Source organism: Streptomyces sp. NPDC051020, assembly GCF_040683105.1.
Taxonomy (GTDB): Bacteria; Actinomycetota; Actinomycetes; order Streptomycetales; family Streptomycetaceae; genus Streptomyces.
This window is the reverse complement of sequence record NZ_JBFBCG010000004.1, coordinates 1-23,471: the sequence shown is the minus strand read 5'-3', so window position 1 is coordinate 23,471 and position 23,471 is coordinate 1. Positions and strand designations below refer to the sequence as shown.

Annotated in this window: 18 protein-coding genes; 7 read left to right on the top strand and 11 right to left on the bottom strand. The window is 66.4% G+C overall.

Features of this window, described 5'->3' with window-relative positions; all coding sequences use genetic code 11:
- Positions 1-123: 123 nt before the first annotated feature.
- The 5 genes from AB0N06_RS03410 to dnaB form a co-directional block, all read right to left on the bottom strand.
- Complete coding sequence (locus AB0N06_RS03410; protein WP_366133082.1) at positions 124-2,775, bottom strand: TniQ family protein; 2,652 nt, start codon at positions 2,773-2,775, stop codon at positions 124-126.
- Entirely contained in the window at positions 2,772-3,899 is a 1,128-nt protein-coding gene (locus AB0N06_RS03405) for an ATP-binding protein (protein WP_366133081.1), read from the bottom strand. The genes AB0N06_RS03410 and AB0N06_RS03405 overlap by 4 nt, the downstream gene beginning before the upstream one ends.
- Positions 3,892-6,036: a helix-turn-helix domain-containing protein gene (locus AB0N06_RS03400; protein ID WP_366133080.1), complete on the bottom strand. Its 2,145-nt coding sequence runs from the start codon at positions 6,034-6,036 to the stop codon at positions 3,892-3,894. The genes AB0N06_RS03405 and AB0N06_RS03400 overlap by 8 nt, the downstream gene beginning before the upstream one ends.
- Positions 6,033-6,761 carry a TnsA-like heteromeric transposase endonuclease subunit gene (locus AB0N06_RS03395; RefSeq protein ID WP_366133079.1) on the bottom strand — a complete coding sequence of 243 codons (729 nt, stop codon included), beginning with the start codon at positions 6,759-6,761 and terminating at the stop codon, positions 6,033-6,035. The genes AB0N06_RS03400 and AB0N06_RS03395 overlap by 4 nt, the downstream gene beginning before the upstream one ends.
- A 224-nt stretch (positions 6,762-6,985) precedes the next feature.
- The gene (gene dnaB / locus AB0N06_RS03390; protein ID WP_327249482.1) at positions 6,986-8,446 is read right to left on the bottom strand and encodes a replicative DNA helicase; all 1,461 of its coding nucleotides are present in this window, start codon (positions 8,444-8,446) and stop codon (positions 6,986-6,988) included.
- A gap of 478 nt (positions 8,447-8,924) precedes the next feature.
- Here dnaB and AB0N06_RS03385 point away from each other — a divergent pair, with 478 nt between their 5' ends.
- The gene (locus AB0N06_RS03385) at positions 8,925-10,262 is read left to right on the top strand and encodes an MATE family efflux transporter (protein ID WP_366133078.1); all 1,338 of its coding nucleotides are present in this window, start codon (positions 8,925-8,927) and stop codon (positions 10,260-10,262) included.
- A 90-nt stretch (positions 10,263-10,352) separates the two neighbouring features.
- On the opposite strand, the gene rplI is transcribed toward AB0N06_RS03385, so the two are convergent.
- The 4 genes from rplI to rpsF form a co-directional block, all read right to left on the bottom strand.
- Entirely contained in the window at positions 10,353-10,799 is a 447-nt protein-coding gene (gene rplI, locus AB0N06_RS03380) for a 50S ribosomal protein L9 (RefSeq protein WP_358856630.1), read from the bottom strand.
- A gap of 18 nt (positions 10,800-10,817) precedes the next feature.
- A complete protein-coding gene (rpsR, locus tag AB0N06_RS03375) occupies positions 10,818-11,054 on the bottom strand; it encodes a 30S ribosomal protein S18 (RefSeq protein ID WP_003967857.1) in 237 nt (78 codons plus the stop codon).
- A gap of 43 nt (positions 11,055-11,097) precedes the next feature.
- The gene (locus AB0N06_RS03370; RefSeq protein ID WP_366133077.1) at positions 11,098-11,703 is read right to left on the bottom strand and encodes a single-stranded DNA-binding protein; all 606 of its coding nucleotides are present in this window, start codon (positions 11,701-11,703) and stop codon (positions 11,098-11,100) included.
- Positions 11,704-11,777: 74 nt separating this feature from the next.
- Positions 11,778-12,068 (bottom strand): 30S ribosomal protein S6, encoded by a 291-nt coding sequence (rpsF, locus tag AB0N06_RS03365; protein WP_015609864.1) that lies wholly within the window; start codon positions 12,066-12,068, stop codon positions 11,778-11,780.
- A 278-nt stretch (positions 12,069-12,346) separates the two neighbouring features.
- On the opposite strand from rpsF, the gene AB0N06_RS03360 reads away from it, so the two are divergent.
- From AB0N06_RS03360 to AB0N06_RS03350, 3 genes are all read left to right on the top strand, one after another.
- Positions 12,347-12,658 (top strand): hypothetical protein, encoded by a 312-nt coding sequence (locus AB0N06_RS03360; RefSeq protein WP_366133076.1) that lies wholly within the window; start codon positions 12,347-12,349, stop codon positions 12,656-12,658.
- Positions 12,659-12,875: 217 nt separating this feature from the next.
- The gene (locus AB0N06_RS03355) at positions 12,876-13,994 is read left to right on the top strand and encodes a peptidoglycan bridge formation glycyltransferase FemA/FemB family protein (protein ID WP_366133075.1); all 1,119 of its coding nucleotides are present in this window, start codon (positions 12,876-12,878) and stop codon (positions 13,992-13,994) included.
- Between the two features lie 133 nt (positions 13,995-14,127).
- Complete coding sequence (locus AB0N06_RS03350; protein WP_366133074.1) at positions 14,128-15,159, top strand: alanine racemase; 1,032 nt, start codon at positions 14,128-14,130, stop codon at positions 15,157-15,159.
- 88 nt (positions 15,160-15,247) lie between these two features.
- On the opposite strand, the gene AB0N06_RS03345 is transcribed toward AB0N06_RS03350, so the two are convergent.
- Together AB0N06_RS03345 and AB0N06_RS03340 are read right to left on the bottom strand one after the other, a co-directional pair.
- Positions 15,248-16,774: a glycosyltransferase 87 family protein gene (locus AB0N06_RS03345; protein WP_366133073.1), complete on the bottom strand. Its 1,527-nt coding sequence runs from the start codon at positions 16,772-16,774 to the stop codon at positions 15,248-15,250.
- A 113-nt stretch (positions 16,775-16,887) separates the two neighbouring features.
- Positions 16,888-19,590: a transglycosylase domain-containing protein gene (locus tag AB0N06_RS03340; protein ID WP_366133072.1), complete on the bottom strand. Its 2,703-nt coding sequence runs from the start codon at positions 19,588-19,590 to the stop codon at positions 16,888-16,890.
- 376 nt (positions 19,591-19,966) lie between these two features.
- Here AB0N06_RS03340 and AB0N06_RS03335 point away from each other — a divergent pair, with 376 nt between their 5' ends.
- The 3 genes from AB0N06_RS03335 (at position 19,967) to AB0N06_RS03325 (ending at position 23,217) form a co-directional block, all read left to right on the top strand.
- Positions 19,967-20,674 (top strand): helix-turn-helix transcriptional regulator, encoded by a 708-nt coding sequence (locus tag AB0N06_RS03335; RefSeq protein WP_366133071.1) that lies wholly within the window; start codon positions 19,967-19,969, stop codon positions 20,672-20,674.
- Positions 20,675-20,741: 67 nt separating this feature from the next.
- Positions 20,742-21,824, top strand: a complete 1,083-nt coding sequence (locus AB0N06_RS03330) for an inositol-3-phosphate synthase (protein ID WP_366133070.1) — start codon at positions 20,742-20,744, stop codon at positions 21,822-21,824.
- 124 nt (positions 21,825-21,948) lie between these two features.
- Positions 21,949-23,217 carry an MFS transporter gene (locus AB0N06_RS03325; RefSeq protein ID WP_366133069.1) on the top strand — a complete coding sequence of 423 codons (1,269 nt, stop codon included), beginning with the start codon at positions 21,949-21,951 and terminating at the stop codon, positions 23,215-23,217.
- Positions 23,218-23,471: the final 254 nt, after the last annotated feature.

The following is a 23,471-nucleotide window of genomic DNA, read 5'->3' as shown; positions in this document are numbered from 1 at the left end:
CGTCTGTTTCTTCGTCCAGCCAGGGACGAGCTTCTTCCGGAGCGGCCAGCATCAGGGCCACAAATACCTCCGAAAGTAAAGAGGATCAAGCCTGGCCATCGTGGATCACGCGTTCAGAACGGGTCAGACATCCGCAGTGCCCAGCGCCGTGGCCGCGTGGATCGCTGCGACCACAGCTTCGCCCATCGGGGTCAGTTTCATCGGTGAAGCCGTGGTTGCACGGGTGAGGAGTGGGTGTCCGATCTCGCGACGCAGTCTTCCAATTCTCGTGATCAGGGCCGTGTGGTGGGTTCCGAGTGCTGCGGCGGCTTCCTTGAGTGTCCGATAGCGTGACACTGCGGCGAGCTCGTGGAGGCGGTCCCATGCGCCGGGCCCCGTGAAGGCGGGACGGAGGATTTCCGGTGCCTCTCTGGCCTGAGCCGCCAACTGCGCGAGTTCGGGACGGGTATGCCCGTTCACCTTGGTCACGGGGATTCCGTGCAGCTTGGCCCATCGGGTCATCGTTGTGGGGCTGAGGCCTCTCTCACGGCCAAGGTCTGCCAGGGGTCGGCCACGGACCAAGTACTGCTCGCGGAGCCATGCTCCGTCGACGTAGCCCTTGCGCGGTCCTGTTGCGTTGGGCTCGCGGACCTCGATGCCGTACTGCTCGGCGAGACGCCTCGTAACGTTGCGGCTGACGCCGGCGAGGTCCGCGATCTGGCGGAGGCCGAGACGTTCCGTGTAGTAGAGCCGCCGGAACTCGTCCGGCGGGAAGGCCTGTTTCGCGATTCGCATGGCCTCGCCGTCGTTCCGTCGGCGACTTCGTGGCCTCGGCTGGGCCGGTGCGGGAGATCGGTGCAGCAGAACTCGGACAGCTTCATGCGACGTGCCGAGTTCGCGGGCAGCCTGCTCCGTCGTCATGGACGGCGAACGGATCATGTGGTGAAGATGGCCGATGTCGATCTTCTCCAGGTCATGACCTGCCGTTTCCAGGCCCTCGGCAATCACCGTTGGTGGTTCCCAGGCCAAGGGTTCACCCTCGATGCCGTTCTGTGCGAGGAAGTCGGCTCCAGCGCGGTGCAGGCCGTCTCTGACTTCAGGTGTCAGGAACGCGGCGAAGTAGTTCACGTGCGGGCGGTCCATCGCGCGGGTGATCGCGAAGTGGGCGGGGGCGAGGTGGGCTGGGAGTCCGCTCATCTGCTCGAAGAGTGTGCTTCGCGCGACGGTGAGACGGCGTCCCTGGCCGGGTTGGACGCCGTCTTCGTCGCAGATCTGGCGCCATCGGGCCTCAGGAAGTAGATCGGTGTAGTCCAGCATGCGGCGGCGCTGGTAATCGATGGGCACTTCGTGTGCGTCGAGGTAGTCCGCCAGCCGCACCAGTGCCGTGTTGACGACCGACCAGAGCCCCTGATCATGCAAGAGCTGCAGGATTTTCGAGGTCATCTGCCGGGTGGTCACGCCGCCGAGACGCCGTGTGATCACTCTGAGGTCGTCCCGTGTGCCCACCAAAGCCAGGGAAGCGGACAGGCAAGGACGGAATGTCCGGGTGTATGCGCCTTGCGGCGGCGACAACAGGACGGACAAACCAGGCCAGAAGCACGAGGGAATCTTGTGAACGCGCTGGTCCGCCAAGCCTCCGCGAGGGGATGGCCTGGAGGGGAGGAAAGCCGGAAGCCGGTAGCGAAGCTGATCACTCGGTCGCAGCATCGGTTCCTGAGCTGTCAGCTGGACGGCGCTCAGCAGCGGAGTGATGCCGTGCATCCTGTGGAAGCCCGTCAGGCGCTTGAGCGTCTCTGAGGGGTCTGCAGCCGCGACGAGGTGCCGAAGCTCGCGGCCGGCTGCATGGAAATCGGACTGCCCGAGGACTTGGAGGGCAGCGGCAATCCCGATGGCCTGGACGGGTGCGGTCAGACTGCGCCTGGCGGGAACGGCGCCCACGGCTTCGGGAAGGGATCCCTTCACTCCTTCATAGATCTCGTGCGTGTCGTGCGGCAGGATTATGACCAGACCGCTGTCCGTGGCGTCGGTCAGGAGCCGGGAGGAAAGGGCACGAAGATCAGCCAGAGCTTCCAATGCGGAGATTCTCTGTGGAGTGCTCGCGTAGATGCCGAACTCTGCTGAATCGTTCTCCGCGATCTCCGTCAGCAGCTTCTGTGCCGTCAGCAGCGTGTGCCCGGGCCCAAGCTCGATGCTTGCGACCTCGGAGAGTCGGTAGCCGCAGCGTTGGTGCCTTCTGCCGGGTTCTCCGCGCTGGCCTGGGAAGGCGCATGTTCCCGGCTCCGGGACATAGCGCTGCTGATGCAGCCGTTTCCAAGGCATTTGATCGCACTGGGAGCACGCGTCGGCGAGCAAGCGGTTGTGATCGAGGCAGGCGAACATCCAGCCCAGCCGCCAGCTCAGCTTCCACCGGCCCTTCGTCTCGGCCAGGCAGTCCGGACAAAAGCGTGATCCGGCCTGGCGTCCCCAGTGGTGCCATCGGCTGACCTGCCTCGTTTCCCGTTTGATCTTGAGTGCTCGGCCGTCGAAGTGTGCGAGCGTCATCGCGTGCAGAACCTGGGGGTTCACGCCGGTGGCGTGAGAGATGCCGGCGGCTTCGTTGTCACGGAGCAGGATCGCCCAGCGGGCTGGGATGTCGCGGTGGCAGTCGCCCGCTTCGACCCGTCGGGCCAGGCCAAGAGCTGGCAGCAGGTCGCTCAAGGGTGTCCGCAATCGATGGGCGATCACCTCGAACCACGAGTCCAGCGCCTCACCGGGCAACGGCGGGACCGTGATCGGCAGGGATCGGAGGGTGCTCACGCTGCCTTCTTCTTGGGCTTGCTGACCAGCCGCCCGGCGGCAAATGCCTGTCGAAGTTCTTCGCGTCCTTTCTCGGAGGCGGCGTCGTTCTTGACCTTCGACAGCAGGTCGAGGTCGATCCGCTCTGCCCCGGTGCGTACGGCTCTCTGACAGGCACGGTTGACCAGTGTCATGAGGGAGCCTATGTGTCCGGTGCTGCGGGCGAAGAGCTCGTCGGACAGATCATCCGCGATCATGCCGGGGTACTTGTCCGCCAGGACGACCCGTTCCTCGATCGCGAGGAGGGTGTTACGCCACTCTGTGCGTCCTTCCTCAGTGTCGATGGTGAACGGCTTCATGCCCAGCCGGGTGGTGCGGCGTCCCGTCTGGGCAAGTACGGCGTCTTCGTAGCTGTCGCCCTCGTCGAACAAGCCCCGCGCCTGCAGTCCGACGCCGATCATGAGCAGGGTCACGGGGAACTCGTTGGCGATGTACTTGAAGTGATTGCTCACCTCGATTCCGGTCCGATTCCTCCAGCGCAGGAAGTGCAGGTCATCGACGATCAGGAGCGTCGTTTCGCAGGAGAGGACGCAGTCGAGCGCGCGGAAGCCGAAGTCGGTGGCGGTGCCGCGGAAGCGTCCGGGGTGAGCGAAGAACTCCAGGATCGCCCGGTTGAAGTCGCGCATGCTGGTGTTGCTGGTCAGGCCCACTCGACAGACCGGCCACCGCTCATGCCCCTGATCGGTGTACTCGCCCTCCTCCTCGATCACACGCCGGTGGAGCCGTTTAGCGAAGGCGAGGGCGGCCGTGGTCTTGCCCAGGCCGGGGAAGGCGTCAATGGCGATGCTGCCTTTGACCTTGTCGCTGTCCTGCTCGTTGCTGTCGATGATGTCCCAAAGGTCTTCGTGCAGGGCTTCCATCTGCGGGGTGCGCAGGGGCCCGAGGTTCGCGTGCCATTTGCGGCGGCGCCGGTCGTAGTCAGCACGGCCTTCCTCCCCCAGAAGAGACAACTGACGGCGGGTGAGGTGTTCGGGGCGGGGCCGCGACGGAGCGTCCACCAGGCGCCGGAAGCCTTCTTTGCGGGACAGCGTGAGGTGATCGAGTTTGGCCTGTAGATCATCCTCGGAACGCTTCCGGTCAGCCATCGATGTCCTTCAAGGCGGTTGCGTAGAAGTCGATTTCCTCGTCCAGTTCTTCGAGGCTGTCCCCGTCGTCATCGCCCTCTTCCACCACTGGGGCGGCTTCGGCTGCCGGAGGCTCGGACTGGGCGGGCAGGGACAGCACGCGGGCGACCGACGGCAGCGAACTGACGGCGCCGGCTCGCGGCTCCGGAAGATCCAAGGCGGCCTGTTCGCGGGAGAGCCGCAGGGCCATCCGCCGTTCGACCAGGGAAGTACCCAGGCCGAGGTTCCACCGCTTCAGCAGCAGGGCGATGGCAAGCCGGTCGTCGGGATAGGTGTACTCCTTCGCCGCTAGGCGTCGGGCGAACTGCAGCGCTTCCTCGCTCAGCGGCATGTCCAGGCTGGGCGCGTGCTCCCACTCAAGGGTGTGCCAGACGCGGTCGTGGTCCCGGAAGTAGATCCGGGTGGCGTCGTCGGGATCAGCGAAGAACTCCAGCCGCCGCTTGTCCAGGTCGATGTCGGAGCCGCCCATGTCCCGGAGCCCGTCGAGGCAGCCGCCGTTGTAGCGGCGTCCGTTGATTTCGACGCCGTAGTGCTGGACCGTGCGCATCGTGACGTCGAGGAACTCGTAAGCCAGGTGCGGGTCGCGGGGCACCTCGATGTAGCCCGCCCGCGCGAGACCGTGCTCGAACATCCTCGCCGGAGACAGCTCCACCTTCGGCAAGTGAGGGTCGAGCAATCCCTCATGTGGCGTGCGGTGATAGTCCACCGCGACCCACTCCCGGATGGTCGCCTCAAGCTCGTGGTGGAAGAAGAAGGCATCCTTCTCCGGATTCAAGCCACGCGAGTGGATATTGGGTCCCTTGTAGCCAGGCAGCCTCTGTAGCAGGTCTTCCCGCAGGGTCCGGAAGAACCGCTCGACCGGACCCTTGTCCCGGCCCGTGCGCAGCCTCGCCGGCTGCACCGAGATCCCCATCCTGCGACAGACGCTGGTCAGATGCGCCGACAGATAGATCTTGCCGTGATCGACGATCAACGTCTCCGGAACCACCTTCGGCCCCCAGACCCCAGTGACGGGCCCATGCACGGCCTCAGCCTCCACCAGCACCCCGCGCGGAATGCCGTGCTCGGGCCAGGCCGCCTCCCTCGGCCAGCTCTCCGGCACCGGCTGGGGACGGTATGCCTGGTAGAGCACGGCCGCCGCGTCGATGGCCTTCGTCGACACTGGAGTCACCCGCAGACCGATGATGCAGCGGGTGTACCAGTCCATGGCGACGGTCAGCTCCGCCTGCATCCACCGCAGCGTCACCGGGTCGAGCGCGAACACGTCCAACCGCGTGGTGTCCATCAGCACGTACTCGCCCGGCCGCGTGGGCCTCAGTTTCCCGTAGACGCCCCGTGGGCGGTCGGCGATGTCGCGGTTGCGCTGCGTGCTCAGCCGGAACGTCGGATGACGTCGCTCCAGTTCTTGCATCCACCGGTAGGCCGTTGTCTGCGGTGGCACCGGCACCTTGACCAGCTTGAATTTAGTTTTGACACGGGCCTCGACTTCTTCGAGCACCACCTTCACTGAGGGCCGCGACTCTTCCTCGTACTCGCTCAGCACCTCTTCCGCGGCCTCGACCCAGCGCGGATCAGCATTGCTCAGCCCGCCGTCCGCCCGAGCCGCCCTCGGCACGAGACCAGCCTCGCCGTGCTCGCGGAAGGCCTGTGCCCACCGGCGTGTCGACCGGGCGGACACCCCCAGTTCCGCTGCCTTGGCCTCATACCGGGCCTGCAGCGGCAGGCCAGGAGCGTACTGAGGCCGTGGCTCGCCCGGCCGCGGAAGGTCCTCGCTGCCGGAGCGGTAGCCCGTCAGCATCTCCCGGACATGCTCGGCCCGCTCCAGGACTTCCTTCTTCTCCTCCTTGGCCAGCCGGTTCAGCACCACGGCCGCGACGTCCTCGTCATCGGCGGAAGACGGCCCCGATCCGTCGTGGATCAACTCGGCGCGATCCGAAGTCAGCAACTCACGCAGCGACATCCGGGCCAGCCGGTCGCGTCCGTCCTTGAGGATGACCTCCATCCCCGTGGCCATGCTGGCGAACTCCATGACTTCGACCGTCTCGCCGTCCAGCCGGAAGTGCGTCCCGACGCCCAGTTTCGCCCCCGCCCCACTCATGCGGCCCTCCGCAGCACGTGCCCCGCACTCAGCGGCCGGTCCAGCGCGGTCATCACATGCCCAGACCACAGCAGGTGCAGTACCGCCGACTTCACTAGCGGCCAGGGACGCTCGAGCAGCAGCCGGAAGGCATCGCCCAGCAACATCCCGTCCAGATCCACGGCCTGCAAAGCCGCCACCAGGTCAGGGTCGAACAGCCAGGCGCGGCGGTAGCCGGCCAGGAACCGGACGTTTTCCAACCCGTGCGGATCCGGCTCACTCCACACCTCGTACCGCCACCCGCGTGACATGACCGCCTCCCGCGTCCAGGCGAACGTGAAGGCGACCTCCGGCTTATGCAACCGGTGGCGTGGCTTGACGTCCACGACCACCGGACCGTCGTCCGTCAGCAGCAGATAGTCCGGGATGTGCTTACGGACCTTGCCGTCCAGGGCGGCCTTGAGTAGGAAGGGCTGGGCGACGATGTGCCGCACCTCCGGAGCGAAGTCGGCGAACAGCAACCGCCCCAGCTCCAGCCGCGACTCGTAGATCACGTGATCGCCCACGGTCGCCGACCAGTACGTGCCCGAATAGTGCTGCTGCCCCTTGTACCAGCGGAACGTCCGCCACGGCCGGGCCTCCCGCAGCAGCCCGAGCGGCACCGACGGCCAGTCCAAGTCCTCCACCACGGCCTCGTCACCACGCCGGACACTCAGTCGTACCGGCGCGGCCACCGCTGTACCCATCGGACCACCCCTACCCCGCGTTTCCCGAGGCGGCCCGTCAGCCGCCAAACGCTGGGGTCCTGCCCCGATAAGGCGTGAAGACGACTACTGGGGAGTTCCTGTACACGAAGAGGGGAACTACTCGTCCACGGGGCATGATTTCCATCCCCGTGTCCTATTGGCCACGCAGCGGCCATCGCTGATGGAAAGTGGCCACGGAATCTGGAAACCTACAAAGACATCCTCTAGGTCTGCGCCATGTCAACGAAGCGTGAGTAGTGGCCCTGGAATGCCACAGTGATCGTCGCCGTCGGACCGTTACGGTGCTTGGCCACCATCAGGTCCGCCTCGCCCGCCCGCGGGGACTCCTTCTCGTACGCGTCCTCGCGGTGCAGCAGGATCACCATGTCGGCGTCCTGCTCGATGGAGCCGGATTCACGAAGATCGGAGACCATCGGCTTCTTGTCCGTACGCTGCTCCGGACCACGGTTCAGCTGGGACAGCGCGATGACCGGGAGCTCCAGCTCCTTGGCCAGCAACTTGAGGTTTCGGGACATGTCCGAAACCTCCTGCTGACGGCTCTCGGCACGCTTCGAGCCACCGGACTGCATCAGCTGCAGATAGTCGATGATCACCAGCTTGATGTCGTTCCGCTGCTTCAGCCGACGGCACTTCGCCCGGATCTCCATCATCGACAGGTTCGGCGAATCGTCGATGTAGAGCGGCGCGGCCGAGACGTCCGGCATCCGGCGGGCCAGCCGCGTCCAGTCCTCGTCGGTCATCGTGCCGGAACGCATGTGGTGCAGAGCCACCCGCGCCTCGGCGGACAACAGTCGCATCGCAATTTCGTTGCGGCCCATTTCGAGGGAGAAGATCACGCTCGGGAGGTTGTTCTTGATCGACGCGGCCCGCGCGAAGTCCAGGGCCAGCGTGGACTTACCCATGGCCGGACGCGCCGCAATGACGATCATCTGGCCCGGGTGCAGACCGTTGGTCAGGGCGTCGAAGTCGGTGAAGCCGGTCGGTACGCCGGTCATCTCACCGGAGCGCGAACCGATCGCCTCGATCTCGTCGAGCGCGCCCTCCATGATGTCGCCCAGCGGCAGATAGTCCTCGCTGGTGCGCTGCTCCGTGACGGCGTAGATCTCGGCCTGTGCCGAGTTCACGATCTCGTCGACGTCACCGTCGGCCGCATATCCCATCTGCGTGATCTTCGTGCCCGCCTCGACAAGCCGTCGCAGGACCGCCCGCTCGTGGACGATCTCCGCGTAGTACGAGGCGTTGGCCGCGGTCGGCACGGACTGGACGAGGGTGTGCAGATAGGGGGCGCCGCCCACCTTGGTGATCGCGCCGCGCTTGACCAGTTCGGCCGCGACCGTGATCGGGTCGGCGGGCTCGCCCTTGGCGTAAAGGTCGAGGATCGCCTGGAAGACGGTCTCGTGGGCGGGGCGGTAGAAGTCGTGCCCCTTGATGATTTCCACGACGTCGGCAATGGCGTCCTTGGAGAGGAGCATGCCGCCGAGGACCGACTGCTCGGCGTCGAGGTCCTGAGGGGGCACGCGCTCGAATCCGGGCGAGCCGCCGTCCCAGCCGCCGCTCTCCCTGCCGCGGTCGTGCTGCTCGCCGCGGTCCCGGCCTTCACCGCGACGCTGGCGGGTAACGGGCAGACGGTCACTGGGACCGGTGTCGGCCCAGGGGTCGTCCAAAGGCTCGGGAATGCTCACCGTGCCACCTCCTCCCGTCCGCTCCGCGGACCTTCGCCGTGCCACTCTTTCTTACGGCACAGCACCGACAAACAAGACGCTCGACTCCGGTTCCGGCACGTCGAGTTCTGCGGGATTCCAGGGCTGAAACGGGGTGTGGGCGCCGGTCCACGGTAGGCCCCGCCGCACCGTCAGCCAATCTGGTTATCCACAGGGCATGTGGACGACGGACCAGATGCTGTGGAGAACTCCGCAGAACCTGTGCACGGAGCAGGGGACAGCACTGTGGACAAACTCATAACACCGCCCCGACTACAGCCCTGACCTGGGATTTCTCCATCCACGGCCTGTGGGGGAGAAAAACTTTCCGAGCCAGCACAAGATCACGGCAAACCGCACACAGGAGAACACTCAGCGCCAGTAAATGTAAGGACTGACAAGGCGTTGCATCTGTTACCTGTGGAAGGTTAGATTGACCCCCATGCCCCAGGCCACCGCGACCTCATATTCCAGCCGCCGACGGCACGATCGCGAGATCGTCGCACTCGCCGTCCCCGCCTTCGGCGCGCTCGTCGCCGAGCCGCTCTTCGTCATGGTCGACAGCGCCATCGTCGGCCATCTCGGCACACCGCAACTGGCCGGCCTGGGCGTCGCCGCGGCTCTGCTGACCACCGCCGTGAGCATTTTCGTCTTCCTCGCCTACGCCACCACGGCAGCAGTCGCGCGACGCGTAGGCGCGGGCGATCTCGCCTCCGCAATACGGCAGGGCATGGACGGCATCTGGCTGGCACTGCTCCTCGGCATCGCGGTCATCGCCGTGGCCCTGCCCTCTGCCCCCTGGTTCGTCGATGTCTTCGGCGCCTCCGACACTGCCGCGCCGTACGCCACCACCTATCTACGGATCTCCAGCCTCGGCATCCCTGCCATGCTCATAGTCATGGCCTCTACCGGCGTGCTCCGCGGCCTGCAGGACACCAGGACCCCGCTGTATGTCGCCATCGGCGGTTTCGCGGCCAACGGAGCCCTCAACGCGGGGCTTGTCTACGGCGCCGGTCTCGGTATCGCCGGATCGGCCTGGGGCACCGTGATCGCCCAGGTCGGTATGGCGTCGGCCTACCTGGTCGTGGTGGTGCGCGGAGCACGCCGGCACGGCGCATCGTTGCGCCCCGACACGGCAGGGATCAGGGCCAGTGCCCAGGCAGGCGTCCCCCTGCTGGTTCGTACACTGTCGCTCCGTGCCGTCCTGATGATCGCCACCGCCGTCGCCGCACGCCTGGGCGACACCGATATCGCCGCCCAGCAGATCATCCTCTCCCTGTGGAGCCTGATGGCCTTCGCTCTCGACGCCATTGCGATCGCTGGGCAAGCCATCATCGGCCGCTACCTGGGAGCCAATGACACCGAGGGCGCACGCGAGGCATGCCGCCGCATGGTGCAGTGGGGCATTGCCTCAGGTGTGGTGCTCGGAGCACTGATCGTGCTCGCGCGTCCCTTGTTCATCCCCTTGTTCACCGGCGACCAGGACGTGCAGAGCACCCTGCTCCCTGCCTTGCCGGTGGTGGCCGTGTGCCAGCCGATCGCCGGTGTGGTCTTCGTGCTGGATGGCGTGCTGATGGGTGCCGGAGACGGTCGGTACCTCGCCTGGGCCATGCTGATCACCCTGGCCGTCTTCGCTCCGGTCGCCCTGCTCGTGCCCACCTTCGGCGGGGGCCTGAATGCTCTGTGGTGGGCGATGGCACTGATGATGACGGTCCGCATGGTGACGCTCTGGCTGCGCACGCGCTCGGGTAGGTGGATCGTCACCGGAGCCACCCGCTGAGCAGCGGCAGTCGCCCCTGTTTCACGTGAAACGACAAAGGGCCGCACCCCGCGGGGTGCGGCCCTTCAGTTGCTCTGGTGAGCTGTGCCCTTAGGCAGCAACGACCTCGATGCCGAGCTTCGCCGCAACCTCGGGGTGCAGACGCACGGACACCTGGTGCCCGCCGAGCGTCTTGATCGGCGAGCCGAGCTCGACGCGACGCTTGTCGACGTCCGGGCCACCGGCAGCCTTGATCGCCGAAGCGATGTCGGCCGGGGTGACGGAGCCGAAGAGACGGCCGGCGTCGCCGGAGCGAACAGCCAGACGAACCTTCACGGCCTCGAGCTTGGCCTTGACCTCGTTGGCCTGCTCGATCGTCGCGATCTCGTGGATCTTGCGGGCGCGGCGGATCTGCGCCACGTCCTTCTCGCCACCCTTGGTCCAGCGGATGGCAAAGCCACGCGGAACCAGGTAGTTACGGGCGTACCCGTCCTTGACTTCGACGACGTCGCCGGCAGCGCCGAGGCCGGAGACCTCGTGGGTGAGGATGATCTTCATTATTCGGTCACCCTTCCCTTATCGCGCGGTGGACGTGTAGGGCAGCAGCGCCATCTCACGGCTGTTCTTGACTGCCGTGGCGACGTCACGCTGGTGCTGCGTGCAGTTGCCGGTTACGCGGCGGGCACGGATCTTGCCGCGGTCGGAAATGAACTTCCGCAGCATGTTCGTGTCCTTGTAGTCCACGTACTGGGTCTTGTCCTTGCAGAAAGCGCAGACCTTCTTCTTAGGCTTGCGCACAGGCGGCTTCGCCATGGTGTTTCTCCTGTGTGATCAAGAAGTGGGGGTACGAGCTGCCCTAGAAGGGAGGCTCGTCCGAGTAGCCGCCGCCGGAGCCGCCGGAGCTTCCGCCCCAACCACCTCCGCCGCCCTGCTGACCCCCGCCCTGCTGGCCGCCGGCCGGCGTGCCGGTGGCCCACGGGTCGTCAGCGGGAGCACCGCCGCCGCCCTGCTGGCCGCCGCCACCGGGACCGCCGCCCCAGTTGCCGCCGCCCTGCTGGCCACCGCCGTAACCACCCTGGCCGCCCTGGCCACCGCGACCGGTGGTCTTGGTGACCTTGGCCGTGGCGTTCTTGAGGCTGGGGCCGACTTCCTCGACATCCAGCTCATAGACCGTGCGCTTCACGCCTTCGCGGTCTTCGTACGACCGCTGCTTCAGCCGGCCCTGCACGACAACGCGCATGCCTCGCTGGAGCGACTCGGCGACGTTCTCCGCCGCCTGCCGCCAGACCGAGCAGGTGAGGAACAGGCCTTCGCCGTCCTTCCACTCATTGGTCTGCCGGTCGAAGATGCGGGGAGTGGACGCGACGCGGAACTTCGCGACCGCCGCACCGGACGGGGTGAAGCGCAGCTCGGGGTCGTCGACGAGATTGCCGACGACCGTGATGACGGTCTCGCCTGCCATGGGTGAACCTCTCGGCGGGGATTGCTTCTGGCTGCTTGCTGCTACTCGAACCCGATGACCGCTGAGCTAGATGCTCAGTGGATCTCGGGACGGAGGACCTTGGTCCGGAGGACCGACTCGTTCAGGTTCATCTGGCGGTCGAGCTCCTTGACGACCGCAGGCTCGGCCTGCAGGTCGATGACCGAGTAGATGCCCTCGGGCTTCTTCTTGATCTCGTAAGCGAGACGACGACGGCCCCAGGTGTCGACCTTCTCAACCTTTCCGTTGCCCTCACGGACGACGGAGAGGAAGTTCTCGATCAGCGGGGAGACAGCGCGCTCCTCGAGATCGGGGTCGAGGATGACCATCACCTCGTAGTGACGCATGTGGAACCCACCTCCTTTGGACTCAGCGGCCACGGTCGTTCCGTGGCAGGAGGGTCGTGATGCGTAAGCAACAGTGTCTCCGAGTCAAACAGCCGCCACTGACAACGCCCCCTTCCGAGGAGAGCTGCCGTGCTGGCCTGGGCAGACACCGCCGCAGACCGTACAGAGTACCCGCACACCGGCTTCCGGTTGAAATCCGGTGCTCAGGAGACGCAATCTGTACACATCGGGTGTGAGCGACGCCACGATGCGCCGCCTTTTCGGCCAGGAGGTACTCCATGGCACAGACAGTGCGAACAACCCGCCCCCGCGTTTCCCTTCTCGCCACGGACGGCAGGCCCCATCCGCTCCAGGACACTCTGGTGGCGGTAACCGTGGCCCTCGGTGTTATCGCCTTCGTGACGGCGATGTTCCACAGCCTGCATCTGCTCAGCTCGTGGGCCGGGCTCATCGGGATCCTCACTGGTGCATACGGGCAGTACATCTCGGTGACCACCCGCGAGAGGTTCCCGCTGATCCTCGGCATAGGCGCGTCCGCCATCGGGTTCTACCTGGGAATGGCCCACGGCGGTCTCTTCGGCGGCCTGTAGCCGCGCCTGTCCCGAACGCCTCCGGACGCCGGTCCCGGCACGTCCGCTCGCACCCTCTCAGTGGGTCGTCCAGGCCCCCGGGGGCGGACAGCCGGGACCCACCTGGCCGACATAGGTCCGACAGGGCCAGACGACGCGCTCCCCGGTCGCAGTAGGCTTCGGCGCGAGAGCCGGAGCCCCTGACCGATGGGGACACACCTGCCGAGGAGCGCCCCGCATGAGCCTGACCCTGAGGACCATCAGCCGAGAGCAGCATCTGGCGTACATCCAGAGTCTGCCGTCGGCCAGTCACTGCCAGGTCCCGGCGTGGGCGGATGTGAAGACCGAATGGCGTTCGGAGAACCTTGGCTGGTTCGACAAGAGCGGCGAGATCGTGGGCGCCGCCCTGGTGCTGTACCGCCAACTCCCGAAGATCAAGCGGTATCTCGCATACCTCCCCGAGGGCCCGGTCATCAACTGGTACGCGCCGAACCTCGACGACTGGTTGCAGCCGATGCTCGCGCATCTCAAGCAACAGGGCGCCTTCTCGGTGAAGATGGGCCCGCCGGTCGTCATCCGCCGCTGGGACGCAGCCGCCATCAAGGCCGGTATCCAGGACCCCGACGTGAAGCGCCTGCGCGACGTCGAGGCCACGCACATCGAGCCGCGCGCTTTCGAAGTCTCGGACCGACTGCGGAAGATGGGCTGGCAGCAGGGCGAGGACGGCGGCGCCGGCTTCGGTGACGTGCAGCCGCGCTACGTCTTCCAGGTGCCGCTGGCGAACCGCTCGCTCGAAGACGTCCTCAAGGGCTTCAACCAGCTGTGGCGGCGCAACATCAAGAAGGCTGAGAAGGCCGGCGTCGAGGTGGTCCAGGGCAGTTACGAGGACCTCGCCGAATGGCAGCGGCTGTACGAGATCACCGCTGTGCGCGACCGCTTCAGGCCGCGTCCCCTCTCCTACTTCCAGCGCATGTGGACCGTCCTCAACTCCGAGGACCCGAATCGCATGCGACTGTATTTCGCGCGCCACAACGGGGTGAACCTCTCCGCGGCAACCATGCTCGTCGTCGGTGGGCACGTCTGGTACTCGTACGGCGCGTCCGACAACATCGGACGCGAGGTACGGCCTTCGAACGCCATGCAGTGGCGGATGCTGCGCGATTCCTACGCGATGGGCGCCACCGTCTACGACCTGCGCGGCATCAGCGACTCGCTCGACGAGACCGACCACCTCTTCGGCCTGATCCAGTTCAAGGTCGGCACCGGCGGCGAAGCCGTCGAGTACGTCGGCGAGTGGGACTTCCCGCTCAACAAGCTGCTGCACAAGGCGCTGGACATGTATATGTCGCGCCGCTGACGAAACCGGCATCATCCGTTTCAATGAGCGCTTCAGCAGGCCCGCCGGCAGGCAGGCCTGCAGGCTCAGACACTTCGACAAGCTCCACATACCTCTGATACACCGCAGCCACCAGAAAGGTTCCGGACCGGCCATGGCGCTCTCCCTCTACGTCGACACCGCGCGCTGGCGGACGCACCAGAAATCCGTCCTCGACCAGTTCCCCGGGCTCGTCCCGGTCTGCAAGGGCAACGGATACGGCTTCGGTCACGAGCGGCTCGCAGACGAGGCGTCCCGCTTCGGCTCCGACACTCTCGCCGTCGGCACCACCTACGAGGCAGCCCGCATAAAGGACTGGTTCAGCGGCGATCTGCTGGTCCTCACCCCGTTCCGGCGGGGTGAGGAGCCCGTGCCGCTGCCCGACCGCGTCATCCGGTCGGTCTCCTCCGTGGACGGCGTGCACGCGCTGGTGGGCGCCCGGGTCGTCATCGAGTGCATGAGCTCGATGAAGCGTCACGGCGTCAAGGAGGAGGAACTGGGGCAACTGCACGCCGCTATCGAGGACGTACGTCTCGAAGGCTTCGCGCTGCACCTGCCGCTGGACCGCACCGACGGCTCGGACGCGGTCGAGGAGGTCATCGGCTGGATGGACCGCCTTCGCGCCGCCCGGCTGCCGCTGCACACCATGTTCGTCAGCCATCTGCGCGCCGAGGAACAGGCCCGGCTGCAGCAGCAGTTCCCGCAGACCCGCTTCCGCGCCCGGATCGGCACACGGCTGTGGCTCGGCGACCACGACGCGACGGAGTACCGGGGTGCCGTCCTCGACGTCACGCGCGTCGCCAAGGGTGACCGTTTCGGCTACCGCCAGCAGAAGGCCGCCTCCGACGGCTGGCTGGTGGTCGTCGCCGGCGGCACGTCGCACGGCGTGGGCCTGGAGGCCCCGAAGGCGCTGCACGGCGTGATGCCCCGCGCCAAGGGCGTCGCCCGCGCCGGCCTGGCCACCGTCAACCGGAATCTGTCGCCCTTCGTCTGGGCGGGCAAGCAGCGCTGGTTCGCCGAACCGCCCCACATGCAGGTGTCGATCCTGTTCGTGCCCGCGGACGCACCGGAACCGAAGGTCGGCGACGAGCTGGTGGCCCATCTGCGCCACACGACCACCCAGTTCGACCGCCTCGTCGACCGCTAGGGCGTGTTTCGAACGTAGCGTCGTCCGCCCCCACGACCGATGGGGCCAGGGCCTCGCCAAGGGTTTCGCGCCCTTGGCGGGGCCCTGTTCAGTCCGCGGCCGACCGATGTGCCCCTGTTCGGTCTGTGACCGGCGGGTGCGCCGCACCCCACTCCACCCGCGGCCCCTCGACCGCGGGTACCGCGTGCCGCGACGGATGCGCCGCCGCATGCCCCAGCACGAAGACGTCCTCGGCACCGTCGAACACGCCGCCCGACGGATCGTCCGAACCGTCCCTGCGTACGACGTCCCGCTCCGGCATCAGAATGTCCCGAACGACGACGGCGCAGAGGTAGAGCGTGCCCAGCAGGTGCAGGGCGATCGCCACCTGATATCCCTCGGTCGGCAGCCCCTGGTGCTTGTCGCCGCTCGTCGTGTACGCGAGGTACATCCAGATCCCGAGGAAGTACATGACCTCGCACGCCTGCCAGATCAGGAAGTCCCGCCACCGCGGCCTCGCCAGCGCGGCAAGGGGGATCAGCCACAGCACGTACTGTGGCGAGTAGACCTTGTTGGTGAGAATGAACGCCGCGACGACGAGAAAGACCAACTGGGCGAAGCGGGGCCGACGCGGGGCCGTCAGCGTCAGCACCAGGATGCATACGCAGAAGAAGAACATCAGCAGCGTCGATGCGGTGTTCACCGTGTCGACCGGGATGGAAATGCCGGTGCGCTGCGAGATGATCAGCCAGAACGAGCCGAAGTCGAGCGGCCGGTCGTGGCTGAACGTGTAGAACTTCTTCCATCCCTCGGGCGCGAACACCATCACCGGCAGGTTCACCACCAGCCATGATGCGGCCGCGCCGAGTGTCGCCACGAAGAACTCCCGCCATTTACCGGCCCGCCAGCAGAGCACGAAGACCGGCCCCAGCAGGAGTACGGGGTAGAGCTTGGCGGCTGTGGCGAGGCCGATGAGGATACCGAAGGCCAGAGTCCGCTGCCGGGACCACATGAGCATGGCCGCGGCCGTCAGCGCGACGGCCAGCAGGTCCCAGTTGATCGTCGCGGTGAGCGCGAAGGCCGGCGCGAGAGCGACCAGCAGTCCGTCCCACGGACGGCGCCGGTGCGTACGGGCGACACACACCGCCATGACCGCGGTGCAGATCAACAACATGCCCGCGTTGACCATCCAGTACAACTGCTCGCGGTACTGAATGGAGCCACCGGGCGTCAGCCAGGCCGCGATCTGCATGAACACCCCGGTCAGGACGGGGTACTCCAGGTACTGCATGTCGCCGCTCAGCCGGTCGAAGTACGGCACGAGACCGTCCGCGAAACCACGTCCGACGAAGAGGTGCGGAATGTCGGAGTAGCAGGCATGCGTGTACTGCGAGCTGGCGCCCCTGAACCACGCCCAGTTGTAGCAAGGCACTTTCTGCACCATGCCGAGCGCGAACATCCCGATCGCCACCAGGGCGACGACACGCACAGGCGTGAGGGGGCCGGAGCCGAGCCGCGCCCAGCGCCCCGACCGCCCGCCGATCAGCTCGCTGCCGGCCGCGGCGATCTCGTCCTGGTGCGTGGGCCGAACGACGGGCCGTTCCTGATGCACGCTCGTGTGTTCTGCGCTTGGCATGCCGCACATCCTGCCGTACGGGGCTGTGGAAACGGCGAGGGCCGCCGCACCGAGTGGTGCGGCGGCCCTCGTGGCCTTCTTCCGGCTGTGCCTATGGGCCTGCCGTTCGGGCGCTATCCAGTCGGGACTCCGAAGAGACCGCCATTCCCGTTCCCGTTACCGTTCCCGTTGCCCCCGCCGCCTGACGGGGTCCCCGGAGACGTAGTCCCGTCGGTCGGAGTGGGAGATCCGCCTCCGCCGCTGACGGCCGAGTTGCCCCCGCTGCTGTTCTGGCAGTTCCGGTCCCACGGCCGGCAGCTGCCGCTCGGGTCGGGCGTGGGGGAGAAGGGCGTCATCGAAGGTGTCGTGGACGGTGTGGTGGAGGGGGTCTCCGAAGGCTCGATGGTCGGCTTCGGCGAAGGGGCGCCGCCCCCGTAGACCGTCTCGCCCCACGGCTCCGGCTTCGGGAAGGGGATGACGTCCTCCCCTTCCAGCGCATCGGCCATGTAGTCGTGCCAGATCTGGGCCGGGAACGAGGCACCGTGGATCGTCTTCTCGCCACCCGTGCCGTACATCTTCTCGAACTTGCGGTTCTTGTGCTTCTCGTTGTCGTCATACCGGAACATGCTGATGGCGGTCGACAGCTGCGGGGTGTACCCCACGAACCAGGCGGACTTGTTGTCGTCCGTCGTACCCGTCTTGCCCGCGACATCACGACCGGGGAGCTTGGCAGGCGTCCCGGTCCCGTGCTCGACGACGTTCTTCAGGACGTCGGTGACGTTGTCGGCGACGGCATTGTCGAAGGCGCGCTTGGGAACCTTCTTGTGCTGATAGATGATGTCGCCGCGGTATTTGACTTCCTCGACGGAGTACGGGTCGTGCTGCATCCCGCTGTCGGCGAAGGTGCCGTAGGCCCCCGCCATCCGGATCGCACTGGGCTGGGACGTACCGATGGAGAACGACGGAACGGTCGAGTCGGCCATGGAGTCGTCGTCACGAAGGCCTGCGGCGACGGCAACGTCCTTCACCTTGTCGGTGCCGACGTCCATACCGAGCTGGACGTACGGGGAGTTGGCGGACCACTGCATGGCCTCGCGAAGGGTGATGTTCCCCCTCGACTCATGGCCGTCGTTGGTCTGCAGCCACTCCTTGCCGTTCTCGTCGGTCCAGATCTCACCGTTGTATTTCTTGATCTTCAGCTTGTCGTCGGCGTTGTAGATGCTCTTCGGGGAGACCTTCGTGCGTTGCGACGCATCCTGATCCTCCGTGCCTGACGGGTCACGCTTGCCGTACTCCATCGCGGCAGTCAGCACGAACGGCTTGAACGTCGAACCGACCTGCGCACCGGTGGTGTCGGCGTTGTTGGTGTAGTGCTGCGTCGCGTCCTGACCACCGTAGATCGCGCGAATGGCGCCGGTTTTCGGATCCACCGAAGCGCCGCCGAACTGGACGTGTGTGTCCGTCTTGGGGCGCTGCTTCGGCTTGATCTTGCGGTCGTAGACCTTCTTGACCGCGGCGTTGAGCGACTTGACCTTTTTCTCGTCGAAGGTGGTGTGGATCTCGTAGCCGCCCAAAGCAAGCTTTTCCGGGGTGACGCCCTTGTTGTTGTTGAGGAAGCTCTTCCGGGCGAGGGACACCAGATAGCCGGTCTGACCGGTCAGCTGCGCGTTCTGGTTCGGCGGCTTCGGCATGGGGAACTCCGTGTACTTGGCGCGCTCCTCCTGGGTCATCCGCCCGTCCTTCACCTCCTCGTTGAGGATCCAGCGCCAGCGCTTCTCCGCCCGGTCTTTGTTCTTCGCAGGGGTCGCCTCCTTCGGGTCGGCCTCGGTAACGCCGGCCGGGTCGAAGTAGGTCGGGCCCTTCAGCAGAGCGGCCAGGAAGGCGCACTCGCTTGCATTGAGCTTCTTGGCGTCCTTGCCGTAGTACGTACGTGCCGCGGCCTGGATCCCCGATGCGCCTCGCCCGTAATACGAGATGTTCAGGTAGCCGGCCATGACCGTCCGCTTGCTCTCCGTCTTGCCGACCTTGATCGTGATGAAGAGCTCTTCGAACTTCCGGCTCAGGGTCTGCTCCTGGGAGAGACGCGAGTTCTTCACGTACTGCTGGGTGATCGTCGAACCGCCCTGGGTCTGTCCGCCCTTGGCCATGTTGTAGAAGGCCCGGGCGATACCCATCGGGTCGATGCCGCTGTCGGTCTCGAACGACTTGTTCTCCGCCGAGATGACGGCGTTCCGCATGGCCTCGGGGATCTGCTCGTAATCGATGATCTGACGGTTGGCCTCGCCACCCGTGGCGATCATCTGCTTGCCGTTCGCCCAGTAGTAGACGTTGTTCTCCGCCTCGGCGGCAGCCTTCACGTCGGGCGTCCCGACCATCGCGTATGCCAGCCCGGCAACACCCATGAGAAGGCCGAGGAAGCCGATACAGAGACTGGAGACCAGCTTCCACGACGGCACCCAGCGCCGCGCTCCGTACTTGCCGGCGCGCGGGTAGTCGATGAAGCGCTTCTTGACGGGACGCTGACTGCCGCGCCCGCGGCCTCGACCGGGACCCTCGTACCCGTCGCCGCCACCACCGCGGCGTCGGCCGCCCCCGCCGCCATGACCCGCTCCACCTCCCTCGGCGGCACGCCGGCTCCCGCTTCCACGCTGTGCGGCTCGTCTGGCCGCGGCACGCCCGCCGTACGGACTCTCGTCGTCGTACGAACCAGAAGGTGACTCATTAGTTACTCCGCGTGACGGAGCTGCGCGGCGCCCTGCGGGCTGCTGGGCGGCTCGTCTGGTCGCGGCACGCCCGCCACCTTGCGGTTGCTGCGTTTTGCGACGGTGCTCGCTCATCGAACGACTACTCCTCGGGCAGGCGAGAGCGCCTGGAAGCGGCAGTTGAGATCCGGTCCCCCCGAATTACGGACGGACCCTGCGACAGGCTCATCCGCAGTGCGTCCGGTCAGTCCGCGACGACTGACGCTCGGGGGCGTCGCGCGGTTCCCGGTGGTCTGCATGCCGCACAGACTACGCACGGTCAAAACCCACCTAGGGCCCAAGTTCACCCCAAATCACGCAAGTCGCTTCCTATGAATTGGTGATGTGACGCCGTTCACGATGACCCCCCTTGTCGCATCGCGGTGAGCGATCTATCGTCATGATGTATCGAGTCGATACATCAGCTCGGCATAAGGATCCGCGAGAGCACTCGGAGAAGGAGGAGGCGAAGGTGAGCAGACGCTCCGGCATCCTCGAATTCGCCGTACTCGGTCTGCTCCGCGAGTCCCCCATGCACGGGTATGAGCTGCGCAAACGCCTCAACACCTCGTTGGGGATCTTCCGCGCCTTCAGCTACGGCACCCTCTACCCCTGCCTCAAGACGCTGGTAGCCAGCGGCTGGTTGATCGAGGAACCGGGAAACGGTCCGACAGAGGTCCCACCCGCCGGCGGACGTGGGGTCGCCCCTGCCTCTTCACTGGCAGGACGGCGCGCCAAGATCGTCTACCGGCTGACGGCAGAAGGTAAGGAGCACTTCGAGGAACTGCTCTCGCACACCGGCCCCGACTCCTGGGAGGACGAGCACTTCGCAGCCCGCTTCGCCTTCTTCGGACAGACGGAGCACGAGGTGCGGATGCGCGTCCTGGAAGGCCGCCGCAGCCGGTTGGAGGAGCGGCTGGAGAAGATGCGCGCCTCTCTGGCACGCACCCGCGAACGACTCGACGACTACACGCTTGAGCTGCAGCGACACGGCATGGAATCCGTGGAGCGCGAAGTGCGCTGGCTGAACGAGCTCATCGAGAGCGAGCGGTCGGGACGGGATCAGCGACGATCCTCGCCCGAGGGCTCCACTCAGCAGAACACAGCAGGGGAGACGGACGGCCTGCCCCGGCACCGGGGTCATACCCCGCCGGATCCGTCCGACGACACCGGCAAGTGAAGTCCCGGCACTTCCGCAGGGCCTTCATCGGAATCACCGAGAACACTCAACACAGGGAGCAACCGGAATGGGTTCGGTTCGCGTAGCCATCGTCGGCGTGGGCAACTGCGCCGCCTCGCTGGTGCAGGGCGTCGAGTACTACAAGGACGCCGATCCGGCCGGCAAGGTGCCCGGTCTGATGCACGTCCAGTTCGGCGACTACCACGTGCGTGACGTCGAGTTCGTCGCCGCCTTCGATGTCGACGCGAAGAAGGTCGGCCTCGACCTCGCGGACGCCATCGGTGCCAGCGAGAACAACACCATCAAGATCGCCGACGTTCCGAACACCGGCGTGACCGTCCAGCGCGGCCACACCCACGACGGCCTGGGCAAGTACTACCGCCAGACCATCGAGGAGTCCGCCGAGGCCCCGGTCGACATCGTCCAGGTCCTCAAGGACAAGCAGGTCGACGTCCTCGTCTGCTACCTGCCCGTCGGTTCCGAGGTCGCTGCGAAGTTCTACGCGCAGTGCGCCATCGACGCCAAGGTCGCGTTCGTCAACGCCCTCCCGGTCTTCATCGCCGGCACCAAGGAGTGGGCGGACAAGTTCACCGAGGCCGGTGTCCCGATCGTCGGCGACGACATCAAGTCCCAGGTCGGCGCCACCATCACCCACCGCGTGATGGCGAAGCTCTTCGAGGACCGGGGTGTCATCCTGGACCGCACGATGCAGCTGAACGTCGGCGGCAACATGGACTTCAAGAACATGCTCGAGCGTGAGCGCCTGGAGTCCAAGAAGATCTCCAAGACGCAGGCCGTCACCTCGCAGATCCGTGACCGCGAGCTCGGTGCGGACAACGTCCACATCGGTCCGTCGGACTACGTGGCCTGGCTGGACGACCGCAAGTGGGCGTACGTGCGCCTCGAGGGCCGCGCCTTCGGTGACGTTCCGCTGAACCTGGAGTACAAGCTCGAGGTCTGGGACTCCCCGAACTCCGCCGGTGTCATCATCGACGCCGTGCGCGCCGCGAAGATCGCCAAGGACCGTGGCATCGGTGGCCCGATCCTCTCCGCGTCCTCGTACTTCATGAAGTCCCCGCCGGTCCAGTACTTCGACGACGAGGCCCGCGAGAACGTCGAGAAGTTCATCAACGGCGACGTCGAGCGCTGACACGACCGGAAACGGCGCGTGAACGCGGCAGGGCGATGAGCGGCAACGCTTTTCCGCTCCCGCCTCGTTGAGGGTCCCCGGGCAATCCGCCCGGGGACCCTCAACATATGTGACCCTTGCCCACATGCCCGTCGTACGTGATCTGCGCGTACTCCTACGCCTTCGGAACTTCCGTCGTCTGCTGGCCGTACGGCTCTTCTCCCAGGCCGCCGACGGCGTCTATCAGGTCGCCCTCGCCGCGCACGTCGTCTTCTCCCCGGAGAAACAGACGTCGGCGGCGGCCATCGCCTCCGCGATGGCCGTGCTGCTGCTGCCGTACTCACTCATCGGCCCCTTCGCCGGCGTCCTGCTGGACCGCTGGCCGCGCCGCCAAGTCTTCCTTTACGGCAATCTGCTGCGCGCAGCCCTCGCCTGCTGCACCGCCCTGCTGATCTTCGGAACCGCACCCGACTGGCTCTTCTACGCCTCCGCGCTGTGCGTCACCGGGGTGAACCGCTTCGTGCTGGCGGGGCTCTCGGCCGCACTGCCGCGGGTCGTCGACAGGGACCGGCTGGTCATGGCCAACTCGCTCTCACCGACAGCTGGCACGCTCGCCGCCACGGCGGGCGGCGGCCTCGCCTTCGCCGTACGCCTCGTGGCTGCGGACTCGGATGCCGCAGTGGTGCTGCTGGGCGCGGGTCTCTACCTCGCCTCGGCGCTGGCCTCCCTGAGCCTGGCCACCCAACTCCTCGGACCGGATATGCACGGCAGTCCTGTCCGGCTGAGGGACGCTCTCGCCACCACCGCGCACGGACTCGTCGACGGGCTGCGCCATCTAGCGGAACGGACGGACGCCGCACGGGCACTGGCCGCCATGACAGTGGTCCGGTTCTGCTACGGGGCACTGACCGTGATGGTGTTGATGCTGTGCCGGTACGCCTGGTCCGACAGCGAATCCGGCGGTCTGGCCCTGCTCGGACTGGCCGTGGGCGCCTCGGGGGCGGGATTCTTCGCGGCGGCCGTGGTGACGCCCTGGGCGGTTGGACGGCTCGGCCGGTTCCGTTGGATAGCAACGTGCGCTGCCGCGGCTGCCGTCCTTGAGCCCGCGCTCGGGCTGTGGTTCGCCCCTCGACCGATGCTGGTCGCGGCATTCGCCCTCGGAGCCGTCACTCAGGGAACGAAGATCGCGACGGACACGGTGGTGCAGACCGCGGTGGACGACTCATTCCGCGGTCGCGTCTTCTCCCTGTACGACGTGCTGTTCAACGTGGCCTTTGTGGGCGCCGCCGCAGTAGCCGCTGTGGCACTGCCTCCTGACGGGAAGTCGGCCACAGTGGTGATCGGGCTTGCGCTGCTCTACGGGATCGTCGCCGTGACGATGTTCCGGTGGAGTCGTGTCAGTGAAGTGCTCTAGCGTGCGCGCGTCAAATGAAGAGCGGCGCAGGGTCCACACCGAAACATCCGGCAGCCGTAAGACCCGGGACAGCATGGTTCTCTGCCTGACGCCGATGCAGTCGACGGGCCGCCCCTCTTCCGGGGCACGTACCGATAGCTGCTGCATCGAGGGGCGCTGTTTCACGTGACTGCCGTGGTACGCACGTACGGTGCTCGCAACGCGGTCACTCGAAGCCGAGACCATCCGCACTCGGATCCAGAAGGGGAACGTCG